16 protein-coding genes are annotated in these 18,121 nt (G+C 57.7%); 8 read left to right on the forward strand and 8 right to left on the reverse strand.

Annotated elements, in window-relative coordinates:
* The first annotated feature begins 18 nt into the window (after positions 1-18).
* From ABJM11_RS18745 to ABJM11_RS18755, 3 genes are read left to right on the forward strand one after another with little or no spacing between them, the layout of a single operon-like run.
* Complete coding sequence (locus tag ABJM11_RS18745; protein ID WP_348292494.1) at positions 19-369, forward strand: hypothetical protein; 351 nt, start codon at positions 19-21, stop codon at positions 367-369.
* Positions 370-381: 12 nt separating this feature from the next.
* The gene (locus tag ABJM11_RS18750) at positions 382-1,083 is read left to right on the forward strand and encodes a C39 family peptidase (RefSeq protein ID WP_348292495.1); all 702 of its coding nucleotides are present in this window, start codon (positions 382-384) and stop codon (positions 1,081-1,083) included.
* 5 nt (positions 1,084-1,088) lie between these two features.
* Positions 1,089-1,580: a hypothetical protein gene (locus tag ABJM11_RS18755; protein ID WP_348292497.1), complete on the forward strand. Its 492-nt coding sequence runs from the start codon at positions 1,089-1,091 to the stop codon at positions 1,578-1,580.
* Between the two features lie 18 nt (positions 1,581-1,598).
* Here ABJM11_RS18755 and ABJM11_RS18760 read toward each other — a convergent pair whose 3' ends face one another.
* The 5 genes from ABJM11_RS18760 to ABJM11_RS18780 all read right to left on the reverse strand — a co-directional run bounded on the left by ABJM11_RS18760 (position 1,599) and on the right by ABJM11_RS18780 (position 7,194).
* Entirely contained in the window at positions 1,599-2,663 is a 1,065-nt protein-coding gene (locus ABJM11_RS18760) for a transporter (protein WP_348292498.1), read from the reverse strand.
* A gap of 12 nt (positions 2,664-2,675) precedes the next feature.
* Positions 2,676-4,055 (reverse strand): sigma-54 dependent transcriptional regulator, encoded by a 1,380-nt coding sequence (locus ABJM11_RS18765; RefSeq protein WP_348292499.1) that lies wholly within the window; start codon positions 4,053-4,055, stop codon positions 2,676-2,678.
* A 244-nt stretch (positions 4,056-4,299) separates the two neighbouring features.
* A complete protein-coding gene (locus tag ABJM11_RS18770) occupies positions 4,300-4,791 on the reverse strand; it encodes an acyl-CoA thioesterase (protein ID WP_348292500.1) in 492 nt (163 codons plus the stop codon).
* A 41-nt stretch (positions 4,792-4,832) separates the two neighbouring features.
* Entirely contained in the window at positions 4,833-5,903 is a 1,071-nt protein-coding gene (locus ABJM11_RS18775; RefSeq protein WP_348292501.1) for a M48 family metallopeptidase, read from the reverse strand.
* Positions 5,881-7,194 (reverse strand): YjgN family protein, encoded by a 1,314-nt coding sequence (locus ABJM11_RS18780; protein WP_348292502.1) that lies wholly within the window; start codon positions 7,192-7,194, stop codon positions 5,881-5,883. The genes ABJM11_RS18775 and ABJM11_RS18780 overlap by 23 nt, the downstream gene beginning before the upstream one ends.
* Positions 7,195-7,404: 210 nt before the next feature.
* Here ABJM11_RS18780 and ABJM11_RS18785 point away from each other — a divergent pair, with 210 nt between their 5' ends.
* The 3 genes from ABJM11_RS18785 (at position 7,405) to ABJM11_RS18795 (ending at position 11,478) form a co-directional block, all read left to right on the forward strand.
* Positions 7,405-9,219, forward strand: a complete 1,815-nt coding sequence (locus ABJM11_RS18785; protein ID WP_348292504.1) for an SLC13 family permease — start codon at positions 7,405-7,407, stop codon at positions 9,217-9,219.
* A 147-nt stretch (positions 9,220-9,366) separates the two neighbouring features.
* On the forward strand, positions 9,367-10,725 hold the full coding sequence (gene senA, locus ABJM11_RS18790) for a selenoneine synthase SenA (protein ID WP_348292505.1): 1,359 nt from the start codon (positions 9,367-9,369) through the stop codon (positions 10,723-10,725).
* 9 nt (positions 10,726-10,734) lie between these two features.
* Complete coding sequence (locus ABJM11_RS18795) at positions 10,735-11,478, forward strand: putative 4-mercaptohistidine N1-methyltransferase (RefSeq protein WP_348292507.1); 744 nt, start codon at positions 10,735-10,737, stop codon at positions 11,476-11,478.
* A 29-nt stretch (positions 11,479-11,507) separates the two neighbouring features.
* Here ABJM11_RS18795 and ABJM11_RS18800 read toward each other — a convergent pair whose 3' ends face one another.
* Genes ABJM11_RS18800 through ABJM11_RS18810 form a run of 3 tightly spaced genes read right to left on the reverse strand, consistent with a single transcriptional unit; the run spans position 11,508 to position 14,694 of the window.
* Positions 11,508-12,149, reverse strand: a complete 642-nt coding sequence (locus ABJM11_RS18800; RefSeq protein WP_348292508.1) for a methyltransferase domain-containing protein — start codon at positions 12,147-12,149, stop codon at positions 11,508-11,510.
* The gene (locus tag ABJM11_RS18805; RefSeq protein WP_348292509.1) at positions 12,149-13,720 is read right to left on the reverse strand and encodes a cation:proton antiporter family protein; all 1,572 of its coding nucleotides are present in this window, start codon (positions 13,718-13,720) and stop codon (positions 12,149-12,151) included. The genes ABJM11_RS18800 and ABJM11_RS18805 overlap by 1 nt, the downstream gene beginning before the upstream one ends.
* A gap of 38 nt (positions 13,721-13,758) precedes the next feature.
* Positions 13,759-14,694: an alpha/beta fold hydrolase gene (locus ABJM11_RS18810; protein WP_348292511.1), complete on the reverse strand. Its 936-nt coding sequence runs from the start codon at positions 14,692-14,694 to the stop codon at positions 13,759-13,761.
* Between the two features lie 165 nt (positions 14,695-14,859).
* Between ABJM11_RS18810 and ABJM11_RS18815 the strand changes: the two genes are divergently transcribed.
* Together ABJM11_RS18815 and ABJM11_RS18820 are read left to right on the forward strand one after the other, a co-directional pair.
* Positions 14,860-16,563, forward strand: a complete 1,704-nt coding sequence (locus ABJM11_RS18815; protein WP_348292512.1) for an ATP-binding protein — start codon at positions 14,860-14,862, stop codon at positions 16,561-16,563.
* A 38-nt stretch (positions 16,564-16,601) separates the two neighbouring features.
* Positions 16,602-17,960 carry a sigma-54 dependent transcriptional regulator gene (locus ABJM11_RS18820; protein ID WP_348292514.1) on the forward strand — a complete coding sequence of 453 codons (1,359 nt, stop codon included), beginning with the start codon at positions 16,602-16,604 and terminating at the stop codon, positions 17,958-17,960.
* Positions 17,961-18,121 lie beyond the last annotated feature (161 nt).

Below are 18,121 nucleotides of genomic sequence, written 5' to 3' on the forward strand. Positions count from 1 at the left end.
TATTCCGGGAGAACTGCCATGGGTCGCGTTATCAGAAGGAAACTGAAGGCTGCCTTGCTGGCGTTGATGTTCGGTGCAACGGGGTTTGTATCGGCCGAGGAGTGGCTGGATGCCGCGCCGATGTCGGCGGATGAGCTGGCGGACTCTAGTGGTCGCCAGGGAATCCCGATGCAGTGGCAGATTAACGATAACCAGCAGAATGCGAATGTGTCCGATAACCTGCTGTCGGGAAATGTTGTCACAGGTGATAACAGTATCTCCGACAACGCATTCGGCAACATGAGCGGAGTTGCCACGGTTATCCAGAACACCGGTAACCAGGTGGTCATTCAGGACAGTACACTGATCAACATTTTGATCAATCACTGACGGAGGTGGGCCATGGCCAGGAAAGCTCTTGTTGCAATTTGCGCGAGTGCCGGGCTGCTATGGTCCACTGCCTTTGCCGGCTCGGTGGCCTCGGTAACGGTGCCGGGCATTGGCGGTGATTTCCGTCTGAACGTGAACAGTTATGAGAATCGGCGGTTTGACAGCGTCATGCGTCAGCAATACGACTTCAGTTGCGGCTCCGCGGCCGTTGCGTCGTTGCTGTCCTTTCACTACGAAGACCAGGTAACCGAACACGATGTCTTCGTCGAAATGTTTGCACTGGCTGATGAAAAAAAAGTGCGTGAGCAAGGTTTCTCCATGCTCGACATGAAGCGCTACCTTGAGGCAAGGGGATACCAGGCCGATGGGTTCCGTATGCCTCTGAGCGGCCTGAAAGAGAAAGTACGGTTGCCGATGATTGTACTGTTGAACATTGACGGCTTCCGGCATTTCGTCCTGATCAAGGGAATCAGTGAGGATGAGGTTCTGGTGGGAGACCCGGCGCGGGGTTTGAAGGTTTATTCTTACGCGAAGTTCAGCGAGTACTGGAACGGCACTGCCTTTATTATTCGTAGCCATCTTGACCAGGGACGAGACGGCTTTCTGGGCGACGGACATTGGCCTCAGGTAGCCAGGGCGCCCCTGCAGAAAGGCCTGGGAGGCCCTTCCCTGGGCCACACCTTGCCCTACTGGCCCTCCTCAAGGGAATGGTGACGATCATGATGGTTCGTACGTACGCTATCGCTTTACTGGTTACCACGCTCGCAGGGTTCGCGCCGGCTGGCCAGGCCGAACTGACGCTCGGGGTCAAGCCACTGAGTGATCCGGAGCTGGCTGATTACCGCGGGGGCTTTCTGACGGATAGTCTGGAGATCAGCATCGGTCTGGAGCAGGTGGTGAGTATTGACGGCGACACCCTGGTCATCAATCGCTTGACCATTCCCAATCTCAACCAGGCTGTGAATAATCGTTTGGTTGACCACCAGACAGAAACGGTGCTCGAAGTTATCAGCGCGAACCGGAGTGGCGGTGCGCGGGTATCCAGTAATATGGCAGGGCCGGGCGGCTGGATGACGGTGGTTCAGAACAGCCTCGACAGCACAGTGATACAGAACATGCATCAACTGAATATTGAGCTGAACAACCTGGGTGTCGGAAACCAGCTGCCGGCCAGGTTTAGTGACCAGCTGATCCAGTTGCTCGGGCGCTGAGCTTACTTCCCGTTGTCCCTAGAGACTGATAGGGAGCTTCAGGGTGATTTCACTGTTGGGTGCATTTTCCGTGACCCCAACACTTACCGTCAGGCTCAGGCTCGTGGACTGAGTCAGGCGCTGGGACAGGCCGAACGACAGTGATCCGATCTGAATACGGTCAAAATTGGATGCAAACAGGTCGTTATTCCTTTCAAACGTTGTTTTCCGGATGATCGAATGGTCATAGCCCAGGCTGAAGGAAGTGCGGTCATTGAACGCAAATCCCATCCCGAAGCCGAAGCGGACTATGTCACCAGGGTCGACCGTGCCGCCATTTTCGGGGCCTTGTTCCTCTTTAAGAGTCCAGACATAGCTCAGATTCCCGAACAACACAGCCGGGTCCGTCGGGTAGATGAATGAGAATCCCGGTTCGAATGCCCAGAAACCGGAACCGGTAGGGCGATTCTCCAGCTCAATACCAATCGGGTTGCCCTGATTGTCCCGGATGATTCTCTGGTCGACATCGTAGGGGCCTTCTCCGGTTGGTGCTTTTACCCGCATCGCGCCAATAACGTAAGGCCAGCCCCCCAACCCATCGGTCAGCTGGTAACGCGCCGAGAGCTCAACATCGCCCAGCCCCTCGCCTGAGGACTCGCGCAATGTATCGACCGGTGTACCCTGGAATATCTCGCGCTCCCGCAGATCCTCATTGATGCTGAGGTAGGGCACACGAACCGCAGCTTCAAGTTTGCTGGTAAAGCCATACTTCAGTGACATTGCGCCTACGAAAATATCACGCTGGATCTCCGAAATGTTGATCAGCCCGATGAGCAGGGCAGGGATTACCGTGTAGCCCTCCACCGCAACTGCCGTTGAGTTACTGTGAGCATGGGAAAAGGACGGCTCGATAGTGAACCGCCCCGGCCGGGTAACGATGCCCCGGTCTGCGGTAATCGAGGCAATGTCGGTCGCCGGGTCGTTTGCCTCCTCGGAAGCTGTTATCGACGCGCTGCCACCGGCCGTGTCCGCCTGTGCTGCTTCCGTAAAGCCTTGAGTTGCTACCGCTACCAGTGGGAAGAGCCAGAACATCTTTGTAGCCATGGAAAATCTCCTTTAGTCACTCTTCGAAGGCGAGACGGATGTTCTGTGCAGGACGTGATGCTTATCCATCAGCCGGTAGAACGAGACTCTCGAAATGTTCAGCAGTCGGGCCGCGGCGGAAATGTTGTTCTGTGCCAGTGCCAGGCTTACCGAGATCGCCCGGCGATCCGCCTGTGAGCGGAAGGCATTCAGGGACAGTTCCTGATTCTGGTTTTGGTCGTTCGAGGGTGGCTGCCCGAATCCCATATCGGCGGGTTCGATGACTGCGCTCTCCCCGAGCAGTACGGCCTGACGTATCCGGTTCTGGAGTTCCCTGAGATTGCCGGGCCAGCGGTGCTCGGCAAGGCAGATGGTTGTCGTGTCAGCCAGGCGTCTGGGCCCTCCGGACGAGGGTGCGGCGGAGAGTATCCGGTTTGCCAGAAGAAGGATGTCTTCCCTGCGATCCCTTAACGGCGGCAAAAGCACATGCAGGCTGCCGAGCCGGTAGAAAACATCACTACGAAAGTGTCCGGAGGTGACCAGCTGGTCCAGCGGGCTGGAGCTGGTGGCAATCACCCGGGCGTTCACATCTATGGGGTGACGACCGCCAATGCGTTCGATCTGGCCTTCCTGAAGAAACCTCAGAATGGCAGATTGTTGATCCCCGGTAAGTTCATCAACACCCACGAGTAACAGCGTGCCACCATCGGCGCTCTCGATTCTGCCTTTCTGTGCACTCATGGCATTGGTGAACGAGCCCTTTTCATGCCCGAACAGTTCGTTCTGAGTCAGGGAAGGGGGCAACGCTGCGCAGTTGATGACAACCAGAGGTTTGTGTTTTCGGACCGAGTTGTTATGAATATATCGAGCGGCGGCTTCCTTGCCTGTGCCATTTTCACCGTAGATCAGCACAGGCTCTTCGGTGTGTGCGAACTTGCAAAGCAGCTCCCTGGTCTGCCTGATGGCGGGGGATTCGCCGTTCAGGGCGACATCGTGGTAACTGAGGGGTGCGCTGCCTGATGCTCTGGCATGGAGTTCAGCCATGCCCCACAGATGGCCAAGTATCGCGTGGAGCCGGTCGGGCTGGATCGGTAAGGTGTGGTAATCCTCGCAATAACGGTTGATAAGGCCGCAAACTTCCGGATTATCAATCTGGCCCGGCTTGAGAATGGCGACCCAGTTCTCGACGCCGACCGCTTCGAGCCAACTGTTTGCCACTGCCAGTTGGCTGCTGGAAAGTTCGCTGGCATCGAATACACCAACCCAGGCAGCACTTGTACCGGGAATATCGCCCTGGGGTAAGTTGGTGTTAATCGTTATGGGAGTCAACCGCCACTCCCTCAGCTCAACAGCGTCTGTTGAGACTCCGGAGTGCTCGGCCGACAACCAGATGAGCGGTCGCTTTTCCTTCATGGCGACTCTCCTTGAGTTCGTGTCGGAAAACGGACTGCTAGACGTTCACTGGATTGTTGGAGGGCTGGAACTGCTTGATCCAGTCACTGCCCTGTGACCGCAAACGGCCGGGTAAAAGGCCGAAAATTCTCCGAATAATTATTCAGATTGTGTGCCAGGTTTAATACTTGGGTTTGTTTCAGAAGGTTAGGAATTGAGAACTGTGTCGCAGAATGCTTTCTGTAAAATATGCCGACACAATCGTTCAGCGTTCACTCAGTTTCTTGCGGGTTTCCAGCCGGCCCTTGCGGCGGATTTCTGCATTCGCGAAGCGGCGTTTCTGGTCCCCGGTTTCCGGTTTCACCGCGGGGACATCGATGGGCTTATCGTTCTCGTCCAGCGCCACAAAGGTGAAGAACGCTGAAAGTATGTGCCGGCATTCGCCGGTGTAGCTGTTTTCGGCTTCCACCCGCGCCCCGATTTCCATGGACGACCCCCAGCTGCGGTTGAGGGCAAGGCTGAACAGCAGGGTATCGTTGCCCTTCGCAGGGGCGCGGAAGTGGATCGAATCAACTGCAGCGGTCACACAGACATGCCCCGAATGCCGCTCTGCAACCACCAGTGCAAGGCGATCACACTTCGCCATGATCATTCCCCCGAATACGGTATGGTGGGAGTTCATGTCATTCGGGAACACCTTGTAGACGTGTTTGTCGATGGCGGATGCTGACACCGGCCTGGCTGCTCTGGGTGGCATGGAGTTGTCCCCCGGTAATGGATGTATCGCTACTATACCGCTCAGGGGCTCTGTTTAAAGCGCTCTATCCGCTCACCGGTTACCGGGTGGCTCGACAACATGTCCTCAAGCGAGTCCCATCGATTACTTTCGCCTTCCGTTTCCATGGCATCGCCTTCGCCATGGGCGGCTAGCAGTCGCTCCATGATATTGGCGAAGTGGATCGGGTCTATGTCGTTCGCTTTCAGGGTTTGCAGGGCAAAGGTATCCGCCTCCCGCTCCATATCGCGGGAGTAGGACAGGCTCATTAGCACCGCTGGTACCGCCACCGTAGCATCGGAAAAGGCAGACAGGTCGCCGGTCATCATCACGATCAGCCAGAAGGTAAGGGAGGACTGTACCATCCCCTTCATGCCATGACGGTGAGCAACATGACCGATTTCGTGGGCAAGAATCGCGGTGAGCTCATCGTCATCCCCCGCCAGGTTCACCAGGTCGTCCGTGAAAATCAGCGTGCCATCGGGCAGTGCCATGGCGTTGGCACCGATGGCGGGGGAAGAGCGGAAAACCACCTCCAGGTCCTGGCCCGCCACCGGTTTCAGCAAGGGCCGGAAGTGCGCCTGCAGTGATTGCTGGCGCAGCTCAGGCAGGCTGGATGGCTCCAGCCAGGTGTTGTCCAGGGTGCCGAGTGTTGATTTCCCTACCTGCTCGGCGACGGAGTCCGGAAGTGCATTGGCCACGACCTGGGCTGTCCAGGGCACGCCCCAGACAAAGGCAATGCCGGTCGTGGCTAAAGTTATCAATACTGCAGCCAGTATCAGGCCCAGATGATTTTCCAGTCTGTGCAACAGGCGGTTGCCGCCACCACCGCGGGACTGCGCGGCAAGATGATCCACTCCGGCGTTGTCTTCCGTTTCGAATACGGCGTCATCCGGAAGGTGAAGATAGCGAGGCGTGTTTCCGATCCGTGGAGATATCTCCACGTCGTCAGGTGAAAGGCGCAGGCATGTGTCGCCGGCGTCGATGAGAACGACGCCAGCGGCGGAGCGCAGTATTGCGTGCCGCCGGCTGGAATCCTGGCCCGAGTAGAGCTGACCTTCGATAGTGACTTCAGATTGCGGCGAAGTCGACATCAAAGGCATCTCCCAGCTCCTGGCCCAGCGCGCTGGTACGGTTCTGCTCCGCTGCCACGAAGTGGTTCAGGTCGCCGCTCACCAGCATGGACGTACAGGCTGCCCGGTATCGCGCCATGCGTACCTTGGCCCAGGGGGTGAACAGGCCCAGGGTGATGACTACAAGGATGCTGTTGGACAGGTAGATGCCGATCATTTGCAGGGGTTGCAGGCGTGACTCGAAACCGTGGCTGTCGAGATGGACGGAACTGAAGAAGAGGTTAGCAATGCCTGCCATGAAGTAGCCCAACAGCGTGAGGTAACCGATGGCGGCTACGATGGAGCCAACGGTAAAGCCGATATGCTGCATGGCCACGAAGGCGGCAACGCCGAAGGCGATGGCAATGAGCAGGCCCTTGCCAAAGAAGCGGTAGTAGTCACCTGTGCCGGCTTTCAGCTCGAATTCCGTGGTGCCATAGCGGCTGCCGTTGGCAATGAACTGGTGGGTTTTCTTCATCACCAACGGGGTAAGCAGCAACAACGTCAGCAGGTTCAGAAGTGGCCACACAAAGGCCACCATAAAGGCCTGGCCATAGCTGCCCCGGAAGTCGAAGCGGATGCTGCGGTAGGCGCTGTTGATGGCATTGAATCGGAGCGAGCGCACCATGATCCAGGGCACAAGGGGAATAAAAGCAAGACCGAAGACGACGGCGGCTTCAACGTACATTTCCGACAGCACCACATAGGCTACCAGCACCGCGAGTGCAATCAGCCGGCCCTTGAGGATGGTGATCGGGCTGGCAAGATACTGGAAACTGGCTCCGTCCATGCGGGTGTTGCCGTAGAAGTACTGGTTGTTCCGCACGGTCGCCCAGGCGGAGTAAATGCCCAGGGTGATAATGGTGAGCAGAATATTAACGATCCATATACCGAAATACTCGCGTCCGTTGCCGGTAAATTCAAACGGCGCTTCCTGCTGAGGTCCTGCCGGGCCGGGTTGCGGCTGCCGGGTATCCGTTGCTTCCGGTGGTGGGGTTTTTGGCTCGGGCCTGGGGCTGGCGGTTCGGGGTTGAGCTGAAATCTGCACGGCGGCCCCGGCTTTGGTCAGTCGTTCGTGGTAAATCAGCGCCTCGTCGTGACTGAGGCCCGACTTCAGAGTTGTGCGGGTGCGCGAGAAAAGGCTTGCTGTGCGCTCGTCGGATATCCGGAACAGGGCTTTGACATTGTCCCTTACTTCGGCATCACTGAATCCGTCGAGAATCTGTCCTGAAAACGATATCTGGTAGAGTTCCGTGTAAAGTTCCTTGGTCATGACTTCCCTTAAACCTGTTGTTCCCTGATGAGGTGCTAATGTCACCCGTGACTGTGTTGAGAGTTTGCGAAGACTGCGTCCGTGCATGCACCGGTGCGCCCTCAGGGTGAAAGTTACCAGAAGTTCATGAAATAGTCGTGACGATGGGCTCAAATAACGTAGCTTGAAACGTCATGAAACCGTCAGTATGGAGAGCAGGAGGAGCGGCCATTGACCACAGAACAGGGAGTTGTATTCGCGGTTCTGGCAGCCACGCTGGCACTGTTTGTCTGGAACCGGTTGCGGTTCGATGTGGTTGCCATGCTGGCGTTACTGGCGATTGCCATTGCCGGGCTGCTCCCCACTGAGGCGTTATTTGCGGGGTTCGGCCATCCGGCCGTGATTACGGTGGCGGCGGTTCTTGTGGTCAGCCAGGGTCTTGTGAACGGCGGTGTAGTGGATAACATTGCACAGTTGTTGGGCAAGGTGGGTCATCGACCGACACTGCAGATCCTTACTCTGACTGGCGTGGTCGCGCTCTGTTCCGGATTTATCAACAACGTGGGCGCCCTGGCGCTGTTGATGCCTGTGGCGGTGTGGATGTCACGGGAGTCGGGACGCTCGCCGTCAGTGCTGCTGATGCCTCTGGCATTCGGGTCACTTCTTGGCGGCACCATGACCCTGATAGGCACCCCTCCGAATATCATCATTGCCAGTTATCGCGAAGGGGCAAGCTCCTTCGGGCTGTTTGATTTTGCCCCCGTGGGCGTGGCCATCACTCTTGCCGGCATTGCCTTTATAACACTGGTGGGGTGGCGTCTGACGCCGGAGCGAGGTAAAGAGGGCGGGGAGGACGACAAGCTTTTCAGCGTTGGCGACTATCTGACCGAGCTGAAGGTTCCCGAGGGTTCGTCCTATGCCGGTGCCACTTTGCACAATCTGTTGTCGGACAGCGGAGAAGACAAGGACGTGGTGGTGCTGGCACTGATCCGCGACGACAAGCGACAGTTAGCTCCCTCCACGTACAGGGTATTGAAAGAGAATGACCTGTTGCTGGTGGAGTCGGATACCGAGAGCCTGCAGGCGTTCCTGGATAATACCGGGCTGGAACTGGGCGGCCGTGAAAATGACGAACCCGATAACGAAGAGGGCGGAAAACAATCTGAAAGCCGTAAGAAGGACCTCGGGGAAGGCGATGTACAACTGACAGAAGCTGTTATCACGCCTGACTCTTCCCTGGTGGGTCAAACCGCAAACCGGCTCAATCTGCGGGAGAGGCATGGTATCAATATTGTGGCGGTTGCCAGGCAGGGGCAACGGCTGAAGCGGCGTCTGGGCGATATCCGCTTTAACGCGGGGGATATCCTTTTGGTGCAGGGCAATGAAGACACGCTGGCCAGTGCACTCGCCAGCCTTGGTTGCCTGCCCCTGGCAGAGCGGGGGCTACGCCTGGGGTCCCCCCGCAAAACCCTGCTTGCCAGTGGTATTTTTATCGCCAGTATCATTGCTATTGTCAGTGGCTGGCTGTCAGCGCCGGTAGCGTTGGTCGCCGGTGCTGTTGCGATGGTTCTCACAGAACTGATCGACGCGCCGGGCGCCTACAGGGCCATCGACTGGTCGGTGATTGTGCTACTGGCGGCAATGATCCCGGTGGGGCAGGCACTGGAAACAACCGGCGGCGCCGAGTTGATTGCCGCGCAGATGCTGGCATTCGGAGGTGGCCTTGCCCCGGCAGGGGTGCTGGCCATGGTACTGGTGGGGACCATGCTGTTGTCGAACGTGGTAAACAACGCAGCGGCTGCCATACTGGTGGCGCCCATTGCCCTCAGCCTGTCCGCGGAGCTGGGTATGGCTTCCGATGCGGTGCTGATGGCAGTTGCGGTGGGCGCCTCCTGCGCCTTTCTGACGCCGATCGGGCACCAGTCCAATGCCCTGGTGATGGAGCCTGGTGGTTACCGGTTCGGTGACTACTGGAAGCTGGGGCTGCCGTTGTCAATCGTGGTGACGGTTGTCGCCGTGCCAATGATTCTGCTGGTGTGGAGATAAGCAGGCTTCCAGAGCCGTTTCGGAATAATCATCCACCCGACGGTTTGTTATCGTACACATAACAATGAACCAGGATTATCAGGAAACGGGTAGCTGTTAGAGTTCAGTATCAAGACCGGCGCATTCGGAGCATTCGGAGATAGAAACGTGCAAAAGACAACCCTGTTGGCTGAACTGGAAACCGCCCGGCAAAGAACCCGGGCGCTGATAACGTCGTTGCCGGAGGAAAAGCTGGACGTGCCCTACCACCCGGGGGTCAATCCGCCACTGTGGGAAATGGGCCATGCGGCTTTTTTCTATGAAGTGTTTGTGTTCAACCTGCTGGATGGGACCCCCAGCTACAATCCGGCCATGGATGACCTCTGGGACTCATTCCACGTGGATCACCGCGATCGCTGGTGTCGCGATCTGTTCCCCGGGCGGGAGGAAACCCTGGCTTATTTCGATAACATCTATGAACGGGTGGCAGACCGGATCCGCAACAAACCGCTGACTGACGAACAGCTTTACCTCTATCGCTATGCCATCTTTCACCAGAACATGCACATTGAGTCCCTGATCTGGTGCCGGCAGACCGTGGGTTACCCGCCCGCGCCGGATTCCACCGATGAACGGATTGCCCCCGGAGACCTGATAGACGGAGATGCCGTTATACCAGCCGGGAGATGGCAGATTGGCATGCCGGGCGAATCCCCGGATTATGCGACGTCCGATTTCGCCTTCGATAACGAGAAGCCACGGTTCGAAGTAGAGCTGGAGTCGTTCGCCATTTCCCGTTTGCCGGTCTCCAATGCCGAGTTTCTGGCTTTTGTGGAGGACGGGGGCTATCAGCGCCCGGAACTCTGGTCGTTTGGTGGCCGTAAATGGCTTCAGACCGAGACCGATATCTCTCTGGTGCACGGCAGCCCTGAACCTGTTCTGCATACTCCGAAACACCCGCTATATTGGCGCTGGCACGACTCCCAGTGGCAGGAGCGGTTCTTCGAACAATGGCAGCCGCTGAACCCCGATGCGCCGGTATGCCATATCTCCTATTGGGAAGCGGAAGCCTGGTGCAACTGGGCCGGGCGGCGGTTGCCGACAGAATATGAATGGGAGGTGGCTGCTCTGGGTAATCGCGCGGGTGAGCCCTTCACACGGTTCCCCTGGGGTAACGAGCCCGTGGGCCCGGAACACGCTGATATGGGCGGTCGGGCCATGGCCCGGAACCCGGTCCGGGATTTTCCGGCCGGTGACAGCACCTTCGGGTGCCGCCAGATGATCGGCGGTGTCTGGGAGTGGACCAGTAGCCAGTTTTTCCCTTACGACGGTTTCCGGATTGACGTGTATCCCTTTATGTCGACGCTTCAGTTCGGGGACCACAAGGTAACCCGTGGTGGCAGTTGTGCCACCTCGCCAAACCTCATCCGCGGAACCTATCGCCAGGCCTATCTGCCGCAGCGAAACGATGTCTATACCGGGTTCCGCACTTGTGCACTCCCGCAAGCAGGACCTGACAACCGCTGAGGATCAGCCATGAATGTTTATGAAACCGACGAACTGCTCGGTCAGTATCTGGGATTTCACTTCGGGGACAGTTACTTCGGCGTTGGCAATTATCCGGCGCGCTGTGCCGGCATCTGCCAGGAGCTGATGGCTGGCCGGGACAAGCACAAGGCGCTGGACCTGGGGTGTGCGGTTGGCCGCACGACCTTCGAGCTCGGCAGGGTGTTTGAGCAGGTGGTGGGGGTGGATCTGTCCCGACGCTTCGTGGATGCGGCGCAGACTCTCCGGCACGACGGAGAGATCGATTATTTTCGCCGGGACGAAGGCGAGCTGGGAACGCGAATCACTGTAAGTCTTGAAGAGCACGGCCTGGCGAGGGCTGCCGAGCGGGTATCCTTTGCCACGGGCGATGCCTGCCACCTGGGGGATGAGCATCGGGATTACAACCTGATTTTTGCCGGTAACCTGATAGACCGGTTGCAGGATCCGGGGGCCTTTCTGGCGGATATTCACCAGCGACTCGCTGAAGAGGGCACACTGGTGATCAGCTCTCCCTACACCTTGATGGAGGAGTTCACGCCCCGCGGCAACTGGATAGGCGGGTTTGAGCGTAACGGCGAGCCGCGCACGGTAATGGACGGCATGCGGGAATTACTGTCCCACCACTTCGAGGAAATACAGGCGCCACAGGACGTACCGTTCGTGATCCGGGAAACCCGGCGCAAATTCCAGCATACCATTGCTGAGCTGAGCGCCTGGCGCAGGATTCGCTAACGCCAGGGGGGGTGGCCGACCTGGTGGGGTCAACCCCTGCGGGTGAAGAAAGCGGTCTGGGAGGGATGGCCAATATCGGGTACAAACTCACCGATGCCGCCAAAACGAACGTCGTAGCCATTGCGGTCGGCAACGCCCCGGGCCCAGCGCTGGAACTTGAGCCGGTCCCACTCGAACTTGTGGTCTTCCTCGCGGAATTCTCCCGGCGCCAGATCGAACAATGGGTTGTATTCCCGGTTGGGCGTGGTCATGAACAGGCAACCTGGCCGATATTCCCCGAATACCGCTCTTTCAACCCGTGAAAGCTGCTCCGGGTGGACGTGCTCAATGGTCTCGACCATTGCGGCCGCATCATAGCCGGCCAGAGCAGCATTACTTTCGGCGTAGGACCCCCGGATCAGGTGCACCCTGGGAGGCTCTTCGTTGAGGTAGTCTGCCAGTACTGAACGGGCCTGGCGCAGGGAGATGCCGGAGTCTTCAAGGCCGGTAACCCTCTCGAACTGACGATCGGCGAGCAGCCGGTACAGCAACGAGCCCGAACCGCAACCCAGGTCCAGGACCCGCGCGGCACCCGTTGCCTTTAACGTTCGGAACACGAAATCCAGGCGCTCCTCATGCAGGGACGTCATCTGCGTCATGGTGTGTTCTTTGGAGCCCATGGGCTCGTGCATCAGGATGTTCCTGCAGTCTGTGGCGGCACGGCGGGCCGGTGATCCCTGATGTGGCTTGCCAGTGCCACGCCGGTTTCGCTCATGGTGAGATAGGCCTCATCGGCACCTGCCTCCCGGATTTTTTTTGCCTCATCGGCGTACATGGTGTGGGCGACCACGTAACCGGTAAACCCCCTGCGGCGAAGCATTCGGGCTGCGATCAGTTTACCTTCGATGTCATTCATGGCAAGGATGACTGCCTCCACGTGGGGCATGTGCAGTCCTTGCCAGAAGGTATTGTCTTCGGCGTCGGCAAAGACCACATTACGACCTGCAGCCTGGTGTTTCTGTGTTTTCGCCGGGTCTGAATCCAGCCCTATTACCTCGGATTCAGATTCCCTCAGCCAGTCGTAAGCAGCTGTTCCGGTTCTTCCCATGCCCATGACGAGAACCCGGGTGTTGCCGAGAGAAATGGGTTGCTCGTCCGGGTGGTGGGTCTGGCTTTCAAACTTTACCAGAGAGCCAGACCAGCGTTCATACAGAGAGTGGGCATAGCGATTAACCGGCGCGGAAATCACGAAAGACAAAGACACGGTAATCGCCAGGGGGATAAGCCACTCCGGTAGTGCCACACTGGCGACAATCAGGCCGAACTCACTGTAGTTGGTCAATGACAGAGCGCTGAGGAAGCCGCTTCGGGCACGGAGTCTGAACAGTAATAGCAGAAAGAAGAAAAGCAGTCCCTTTAACGGCAGCACGACCGCGGCGACCACCGCAAACACCAGAGCCTCTCCATCGGGAAGCCCGCCAATACCGATTTGCAGGAAAAAGCCTACGAGGAAAACTTCTTTTACACTCCAGAGAGATTTGGCCAGCTCCTGGGAGCGGGGATGACTGGCCAGCATGGCACCGAACACCAGGGCACCCAGTTCCGAGCTCAGCCCTACCGCTTCGAAACCCAGACCACCGACGACAAGGGCCAGCAACAGGCCCAGAAGAACCAGTAGCTCATCATGGCCGCTGGCATCCAATAGCCTGAACAGCAAGGGTCTCAGCAGTGGCAGACCAAATACGATCAGCGCCCACTGGGAAGGGGTCTGACCAGCGGCCAGGCTCATCACCACCAGCGCGATCAGGTCCTGCATGATCAGGATGCCGATGGCGACACGGCCATGAAATGCCCGCAGTTCCCGTTTGGTTTCCAATACCTTGGCTGCCAGCACTGTGCTGGAGAAAGAGAGGGCAATGGCCAGTATGAAGGCCGTTTGCCAGTCCAGTTCCATTAACAGGTAAAGGCCGGGAGTAAAGACCAGGCAGGTGATACCAAAATGCAGCAGGCTTCCGCCGATGACCTCGGAGCTGACAATGGAGCGGAGTTTCAGTTTCAGGCCAACAGTAAACAGAAGCAGCAGTACGCCCAGGTGGGCGATGTGCGCAAGTACATCGGTTGCTTCAACGGCGATATCGGTGGCAGCGGAGATGCCGCTGAGCACGAAACCGGCGGCAAGGTAGCCTACCAGTGGAGGCAGGCCAATGGCCTTGACCAGCAGGCCCAGGGCAAAGGCAAACGATATCCAGATGGCTTCAGGCATGGACTACTTCACGGTTAGGAGTCAGGGCTAGACAGAGGCTACCTCGTTTCGGCGAGAAACTCACGGAAGAGTTGTGCCGATTCCTCCGGCACCTCCACCATGGGCGCATGCCCGACACCTTCGAGGAGCACCTTCCGGGCATCGGGAATCTGTTCGATAAATACATCCGCATTACGATAGTTGATAACCCGGTCTTCCTTGCCCCAGATGACGAGGACAGGGGCATCGATACTGGTAATCGCGTTGCGGAAATCCGGTTCGTATCCCGTATCGCGGATGGCGGCGAAGATCACCTGGTTGATCTCCCGGTTGGCAATGGCCTTTTCTTCCATCACATCGTAGATCGGCCAGGGCACAAAAGGCTTTTTCTCCAGGGCAAAGTCAACCAGACGCCTGAAATCCCCTTCCCTGGCAGGAATCAGGGGGTTGTCGCCTGCCTTGACCAGGCCCACCAGTTCGCTGTCGTATTCGAAGATGCCGGCCGGGTCGAACAGCACGGCGGAACGAATCTGCCGAGGATAGGTGGCCGCATAGAGCGCGGTAATGGCGCCGCCCATGGAATTTCCCATCATATGGGTTTGCTCAATGTCCAGGGCCGTCAGGATTTTCGACAGGTGGCCCACCTGATCCTCGAACCGGTAGCCCAGGTCCGGGGCCTTGCTGCTGTCGCCATGGCCGGGCAAGTCAATGGCGTAGACGTTGAAGTCATCGGTCAGCTCCCGCGCAAGCCGGGTCCAGTTGTCCTTGTTGGCGCCAAACCCGTGGACAAGTACGATGGTTTCTCCCTCCACTGGCTCCACATTGGTCAGGTACGCTATGGTCATGTCATCCACCTGGATACGAGACACTGCAAGCCCTGCTCCGGAACGCTCCCAGCCGATTGCGTTATCGTAGAGGGTCTGGCGCGAACAGGCGCTGAGCAGCAGTGTGCTGACCAGCAGCGCAATCATGGGTAGAGCCGGACTTGTTTTCATTCAGGGCGTGCTCCTTGCGGATGAGTTTCAAACGTCTGTTTTGGAAAGCGTTTACACTACCCCAAAACCACACCCGGTCAAGAATCCGGCTGAGCCGCTTTGTGAAACGCGTCAAAACATCTATTCTGGTTACCGTTTGCCAATAACAATCATCATGAGGTTGTCATGAAGCCCAGATTCAGTCTGGTTGGCCGTTATTCGTTCATTTCCCTGACCCTTATGATTGGTTCTGTCGCGGTACTGAGTGCACTGTACACCGCAGTATCGGACTCGGTTAACGAACGGCTCGCTGGCGAGCGTCTTGAAGCACAGGTTGCCGGTAACGCTAACCGGCTAACCAATTTCATTGAAAATCGGGTTTATCAGTTGGAAATACTGTCTACCCATCCTTCCATGCCACTGTATCTGGCCTACAGCGAGGCGGTTCCCGAAGGCGTAAGGGAACTGGTACGGGTGGAGGCCGACTCACCGGATCTTTATGGCATCCTGTTTTTTGATAGCGGCAACAACCTGTTGGAAGTGGTTCCGGGCCAGGCCGCTTCCGGAAGCCCATACTGGAACCGTGAAGGCTGGTCGCTGGCGGGGCTGCCCGTTGTCGATTTCGGTATCAGTGACATTATTGGACCGTGGCTCCCGGATACCGGTGGCCCGGCGTGGTTGCTCATACGCCAGCCTCTGCGGACCGGGGCAGAGCAGGCAGTGCAGGGCTCGATTGCCCTGCATGTGCGGTTGGCATCGTTAACCGAACTGATGCGCACGGAAAATCTGGCCGGAGTGTTGAGACCGTTCCTGCGTACGCCCACCGGCGAACTGCTGGATGCCACGGGTAACCTTCAGGCAACGGTGCCCAAAGACCTGCGCACCGGTCCGGAAGTATTGCCCGGCTGGCGTATTGACTATGTGGTTTCTGCGGGCGAGATCCTGAGTCCGTTGCGTAACGCCCAGCTGGGGCTATACGCCCTGGCTGGGGTGTTGGCCCTGGGTACGGTGCTTCTGTTCTGGGCGCTTGCCAGAAGCCTGCGTCGGCGAGTCGCCCGGTTGACCGAAGGAGCCGAGGCCTTCGCCTCCGGCGACCTGCACTTTCGTTTGCAGGCGCCCAAAAATGATAAAGATGAAATCGACGTTTTGGCACACGCTTTCAACGCAATGGCAGACCGCCTACAGGAGATGATCCAGCGCACGGTCCAGGCGGAGAAAATGGCTGTGCTCGGGGAATTTGCCACGGGGGTTGCCCACGAGGTGCGTAATCCGCTGGCAACCATCAAGTTGACGGTTCAGGCTCTGGAGAAACGCGAACCAGACAAGCAGCGCAGGGAATTGCTGGTGTCAGTGGAGGATGAAATTGACCGTCTTAATCGTGTCGTCGGGGACCTTCTGGATTATGGCCGGCCGGTGCCGGGGGAAGCCCAGCAGGTGGAGATCCGCAAAATTTTCCGCCATGCCTCGGTACTTACCTCCGGGCTGGCGGACAGTTGCCAGGTGACAGTCAGTGCCACAGGCGATTCAAGCCTTACGATCCATGCCAGTCCGGACCAGATCATTCAATGCCTTGTCAACCTGGTAGCCAATGCGGTTCACGCCTGTAAACCGGGAGGGATGGTGCACCTCAGAGCCTATCGCAATGGTCCTCGTCTGACGGTGGAGGTCACCGACAAGGGTTGCGGTATGTCCCCGGAAACTCTCGGGCGTGTAACCGAGCCGTTCTTTACCACCCGTTCCGACGGTACCGGGCTTGGCCTGAGCATTACCCGTCAGCTTATCGAGATCAATGAAGGGGAAATGGATATTCGCAGCCTGCCGGAGCAGGGCACAACGGTGTTTGTAACCCTGCCCGCCGGCAAGAGTGGTAACCTGACAACAGGCCGTTAAAAGACAGACCAATAAAAAGAGAGCAACTGAAAACCATTATGCGCCTGAACATCCTGATCGTTGATGACGAAAAGAGTTTTGTGAGGTCTTTGACCTTCGCACTGCAAGAAGCCGGTTACAGTACCAATTGTGCTCATACCGGCGAGGATGCGTTGGCCATCCTCGAACGGGGTCTCCCCGACCTGATGCTGCTGGACTTGCGGCTGCCAGGAAGGAGTGGCATGGACGTTCTGGAAGAAACGGTCCGCCTGTACCCGGATGTGCCAGTGGTGATGATTTCGGCTCATGGCGATACACGTGCAGCTGTACAGGCAGTGAAAGCCGGCGCTACGGATTACCTGACTAAACCATTCGCCCTGGATGAATTGCTGCACTTGGTTGACTCGGTAACCGAGCGCACCCGTATGCGCGATGAGCTGGCCTATCATCGCAGCCGGGCTGCTTCGTCCTCTGGCCTGATGGGCGATAGTGAGGCTATGCAGCAACTCTGGCAGAAGGTGGAACGGGTATCGGCCAGCAGTGCTGGCCGGATTCTTTTGCTGGGTGAATCAGGAACCGGTAAAGCTCTTGTGGCTAAAGCCATTCACGAACACAGCCCCCGGGCCTCTGAAGCTTTTGTCGAAATTAACTGCGCGGCCCTCCCAGAGCAGCTCATTGAAGCAGAACTCTTCGGCGCGGAAAAAGGGGCGTACACAGGCGCGCACCAGAAACGGGCCGGTCTTGTGGCACTGGCGCATAACGGTACCTTGTTCCTGGATGAGATCGGGGAGTTGCCGCTCTCTCTGCAGGCCAAGTTCCTGCATTTCCTTGAAAATGGCGACTACCGTCCGGTGGGCGGTGGAGCCAGCGCAACGTCAGATGTCCGGGTGATTGCTGCGACCAACCGGTCGCTGGAAGCGGAGGTCCGTAACGGGCACTTCCGGGAAGACCTGTATTTTCGGTTGAACGTTATCGAGCTTACCATTCCACCATTGAGGGAGCGGGAGGACGATGTTTGTAAGCTGTTGGAAATGTTCATCGAATCCCAGGCCCGTGAAGAGGGCTGCCGACCTATCACCATGTTGCCTGAAACACTGGCCTGCCTGAGCACCTACAGCTGGCCAGGTAACGTACGGGAGCTGCGCAATCTGGTAGAGCGCCTCACCATTCTCTACCCGGGACAGTTGATTCGCCCCCACCAATTGCCCGGTGAATTTCGGGCAACCAGCACCACCCCGCCACCGGCCGATCAGGATCAAACCAGTGCGTCCTTTGATCAGCATTTGCAGCAGACCGAGCGCCAGCTGTTGCTGGACGCCCTTGAAAAAACCGGCGGCCGCAAGGGAAAAGCCGCTGAACATCTGGGGTTGTCCCGGCACGCATTCAAGCGTCGTTTGCAGAAGCTGGGCATGGATTGATGAGCGTTATCCGCTCACCCTTACTGGCAAAGATGAGCGGATAGCGCTCATCTTTCCTGTTTTTACCGATCGATAGCGAAGTGGAGGGCCTTCCAGGCCAGACTCCGGCTCCGCTTTAGTGCATTGGCCTCACTCTTGCTACACATCCTTGTGAATGGTTT

Origin of the sequence: Marinobacter sp., assembly GCF_039977835.1 — a bacterium.
Taxonomy (GTDB): Bacteria; Pseudomonadota; Gammaproteobacteria; order Pseudomonadales; family Oleiphilaceae; genus Marinobacter.

What these genes read in the sequence shown, in the direction of transcription:
- ABJM11_RS18745 (WP_348292494.1), top strand. Translation starts at nt 19, where the DNA reads ATGGGTCGCGTTATCAGAAGGAAACTGAAGGCTGCCTTGCTGGCGTTG.
- ABJM11_RS18750 (WP_348292495.1), top strand. Translation starts at nt 382, where the DNA reads ATGGCCAGGAAAGCTCTTGTTGCAATTTGCGCGAGTGCCGGGCTGCTA.
- ABJM11_RS18755 (WP_348292497.1), top strand. Translation starts at nt 1,089, where the DNA reads ATGATGGTTCGTACGTACGCTATCGCTTTACTGGTTACCACGCTCGCA.
- ABJM11_RS18760 (WP_348292498.1), bottom strand. Translation starts at nt 2,663, where the DNA reads ATGGCTACAAAGATGTTCTGGCTCTTCCCACTGGTAGCGGTAGCAACT.
- ABJM11_RS18765 (WP_348292499.1), bottom strand. Translation starts at nt 4,055, where the DNA reads ATGAAGGAAAAGCGACCGCTCATCTGGTTGTCGGCCGAGCACTCCGGA.
- ABJM11_RS18770 (WP_348292500.1), bottom strand. Translation starts at nt 4,791, where the DNA reads ATGCCACCCAGAGCAGCCAGGCCGGTGTCAGCATCCGCCATCGACAAA.
- ABJM11_RS18775 (WP_348292501.1), bottom strand. Translation starts at nt 5,903, where the DNA reads ATGTCGACTTCGCCGCAATCTGAAGTCACTATCGAAGGTCAGCTCTAC.
- ABJM11_RS18780 (WP_348292502.1), bottom strand. Translation starts at nt 7,194, where the DNA reads ATGACCAAGGAACTTTACACGGAACTCTACCAGATATCGTTTTCAGGA.
- ABJM11_RS18795 (WP_348292507.1), top strand. Translation starts at nt 10,735, where the DNA reads ATGAATGTTTATGAAACCGACGAACTGCTCGGTCAGTATCTGGGATTT.
- ABJM11_RS18800 (WP_348292508.1), bottom strand. Translation starts at nt 12,149, where the DNA reads ATGCACGAGCCCATGGGCTCCAAAGAACACACCATGACGCAGATGACG.
- ABJM11_RS18805 (WP_348292509.1), bottom strand. Translation starts at nt 13,720, where the DNA reads ATGCCTGAAGCCATCTGGATATCGTTTGCCTTTGCCCTGGGCCTGCTG.
- ABJM11_RS18810 (WP_348292511.1), bottom strand. Translation starts at nt 14,694, where the DNA reads ATGAAAACAAGTCCGGCTCTACCCATGATTGCGCTGCTGGTCAGCACA.
- ABJM11_RS18815 (WP_348292512.1), top strand. Translation starts at nt 14,860, where the DNA reads ATGAAGCCCAGATTCAGTCTGGTTGGCCGTTATTCGTTCATTTCCCTG.
- ABJM11_RS18820 (WP_348292514.1), top strand. Translation starts at nt 16,602, where the DNA reads ATGCGCCTGAACATCCTGATCGTTGATGACGAAAAGAGTTTTGTGAGG.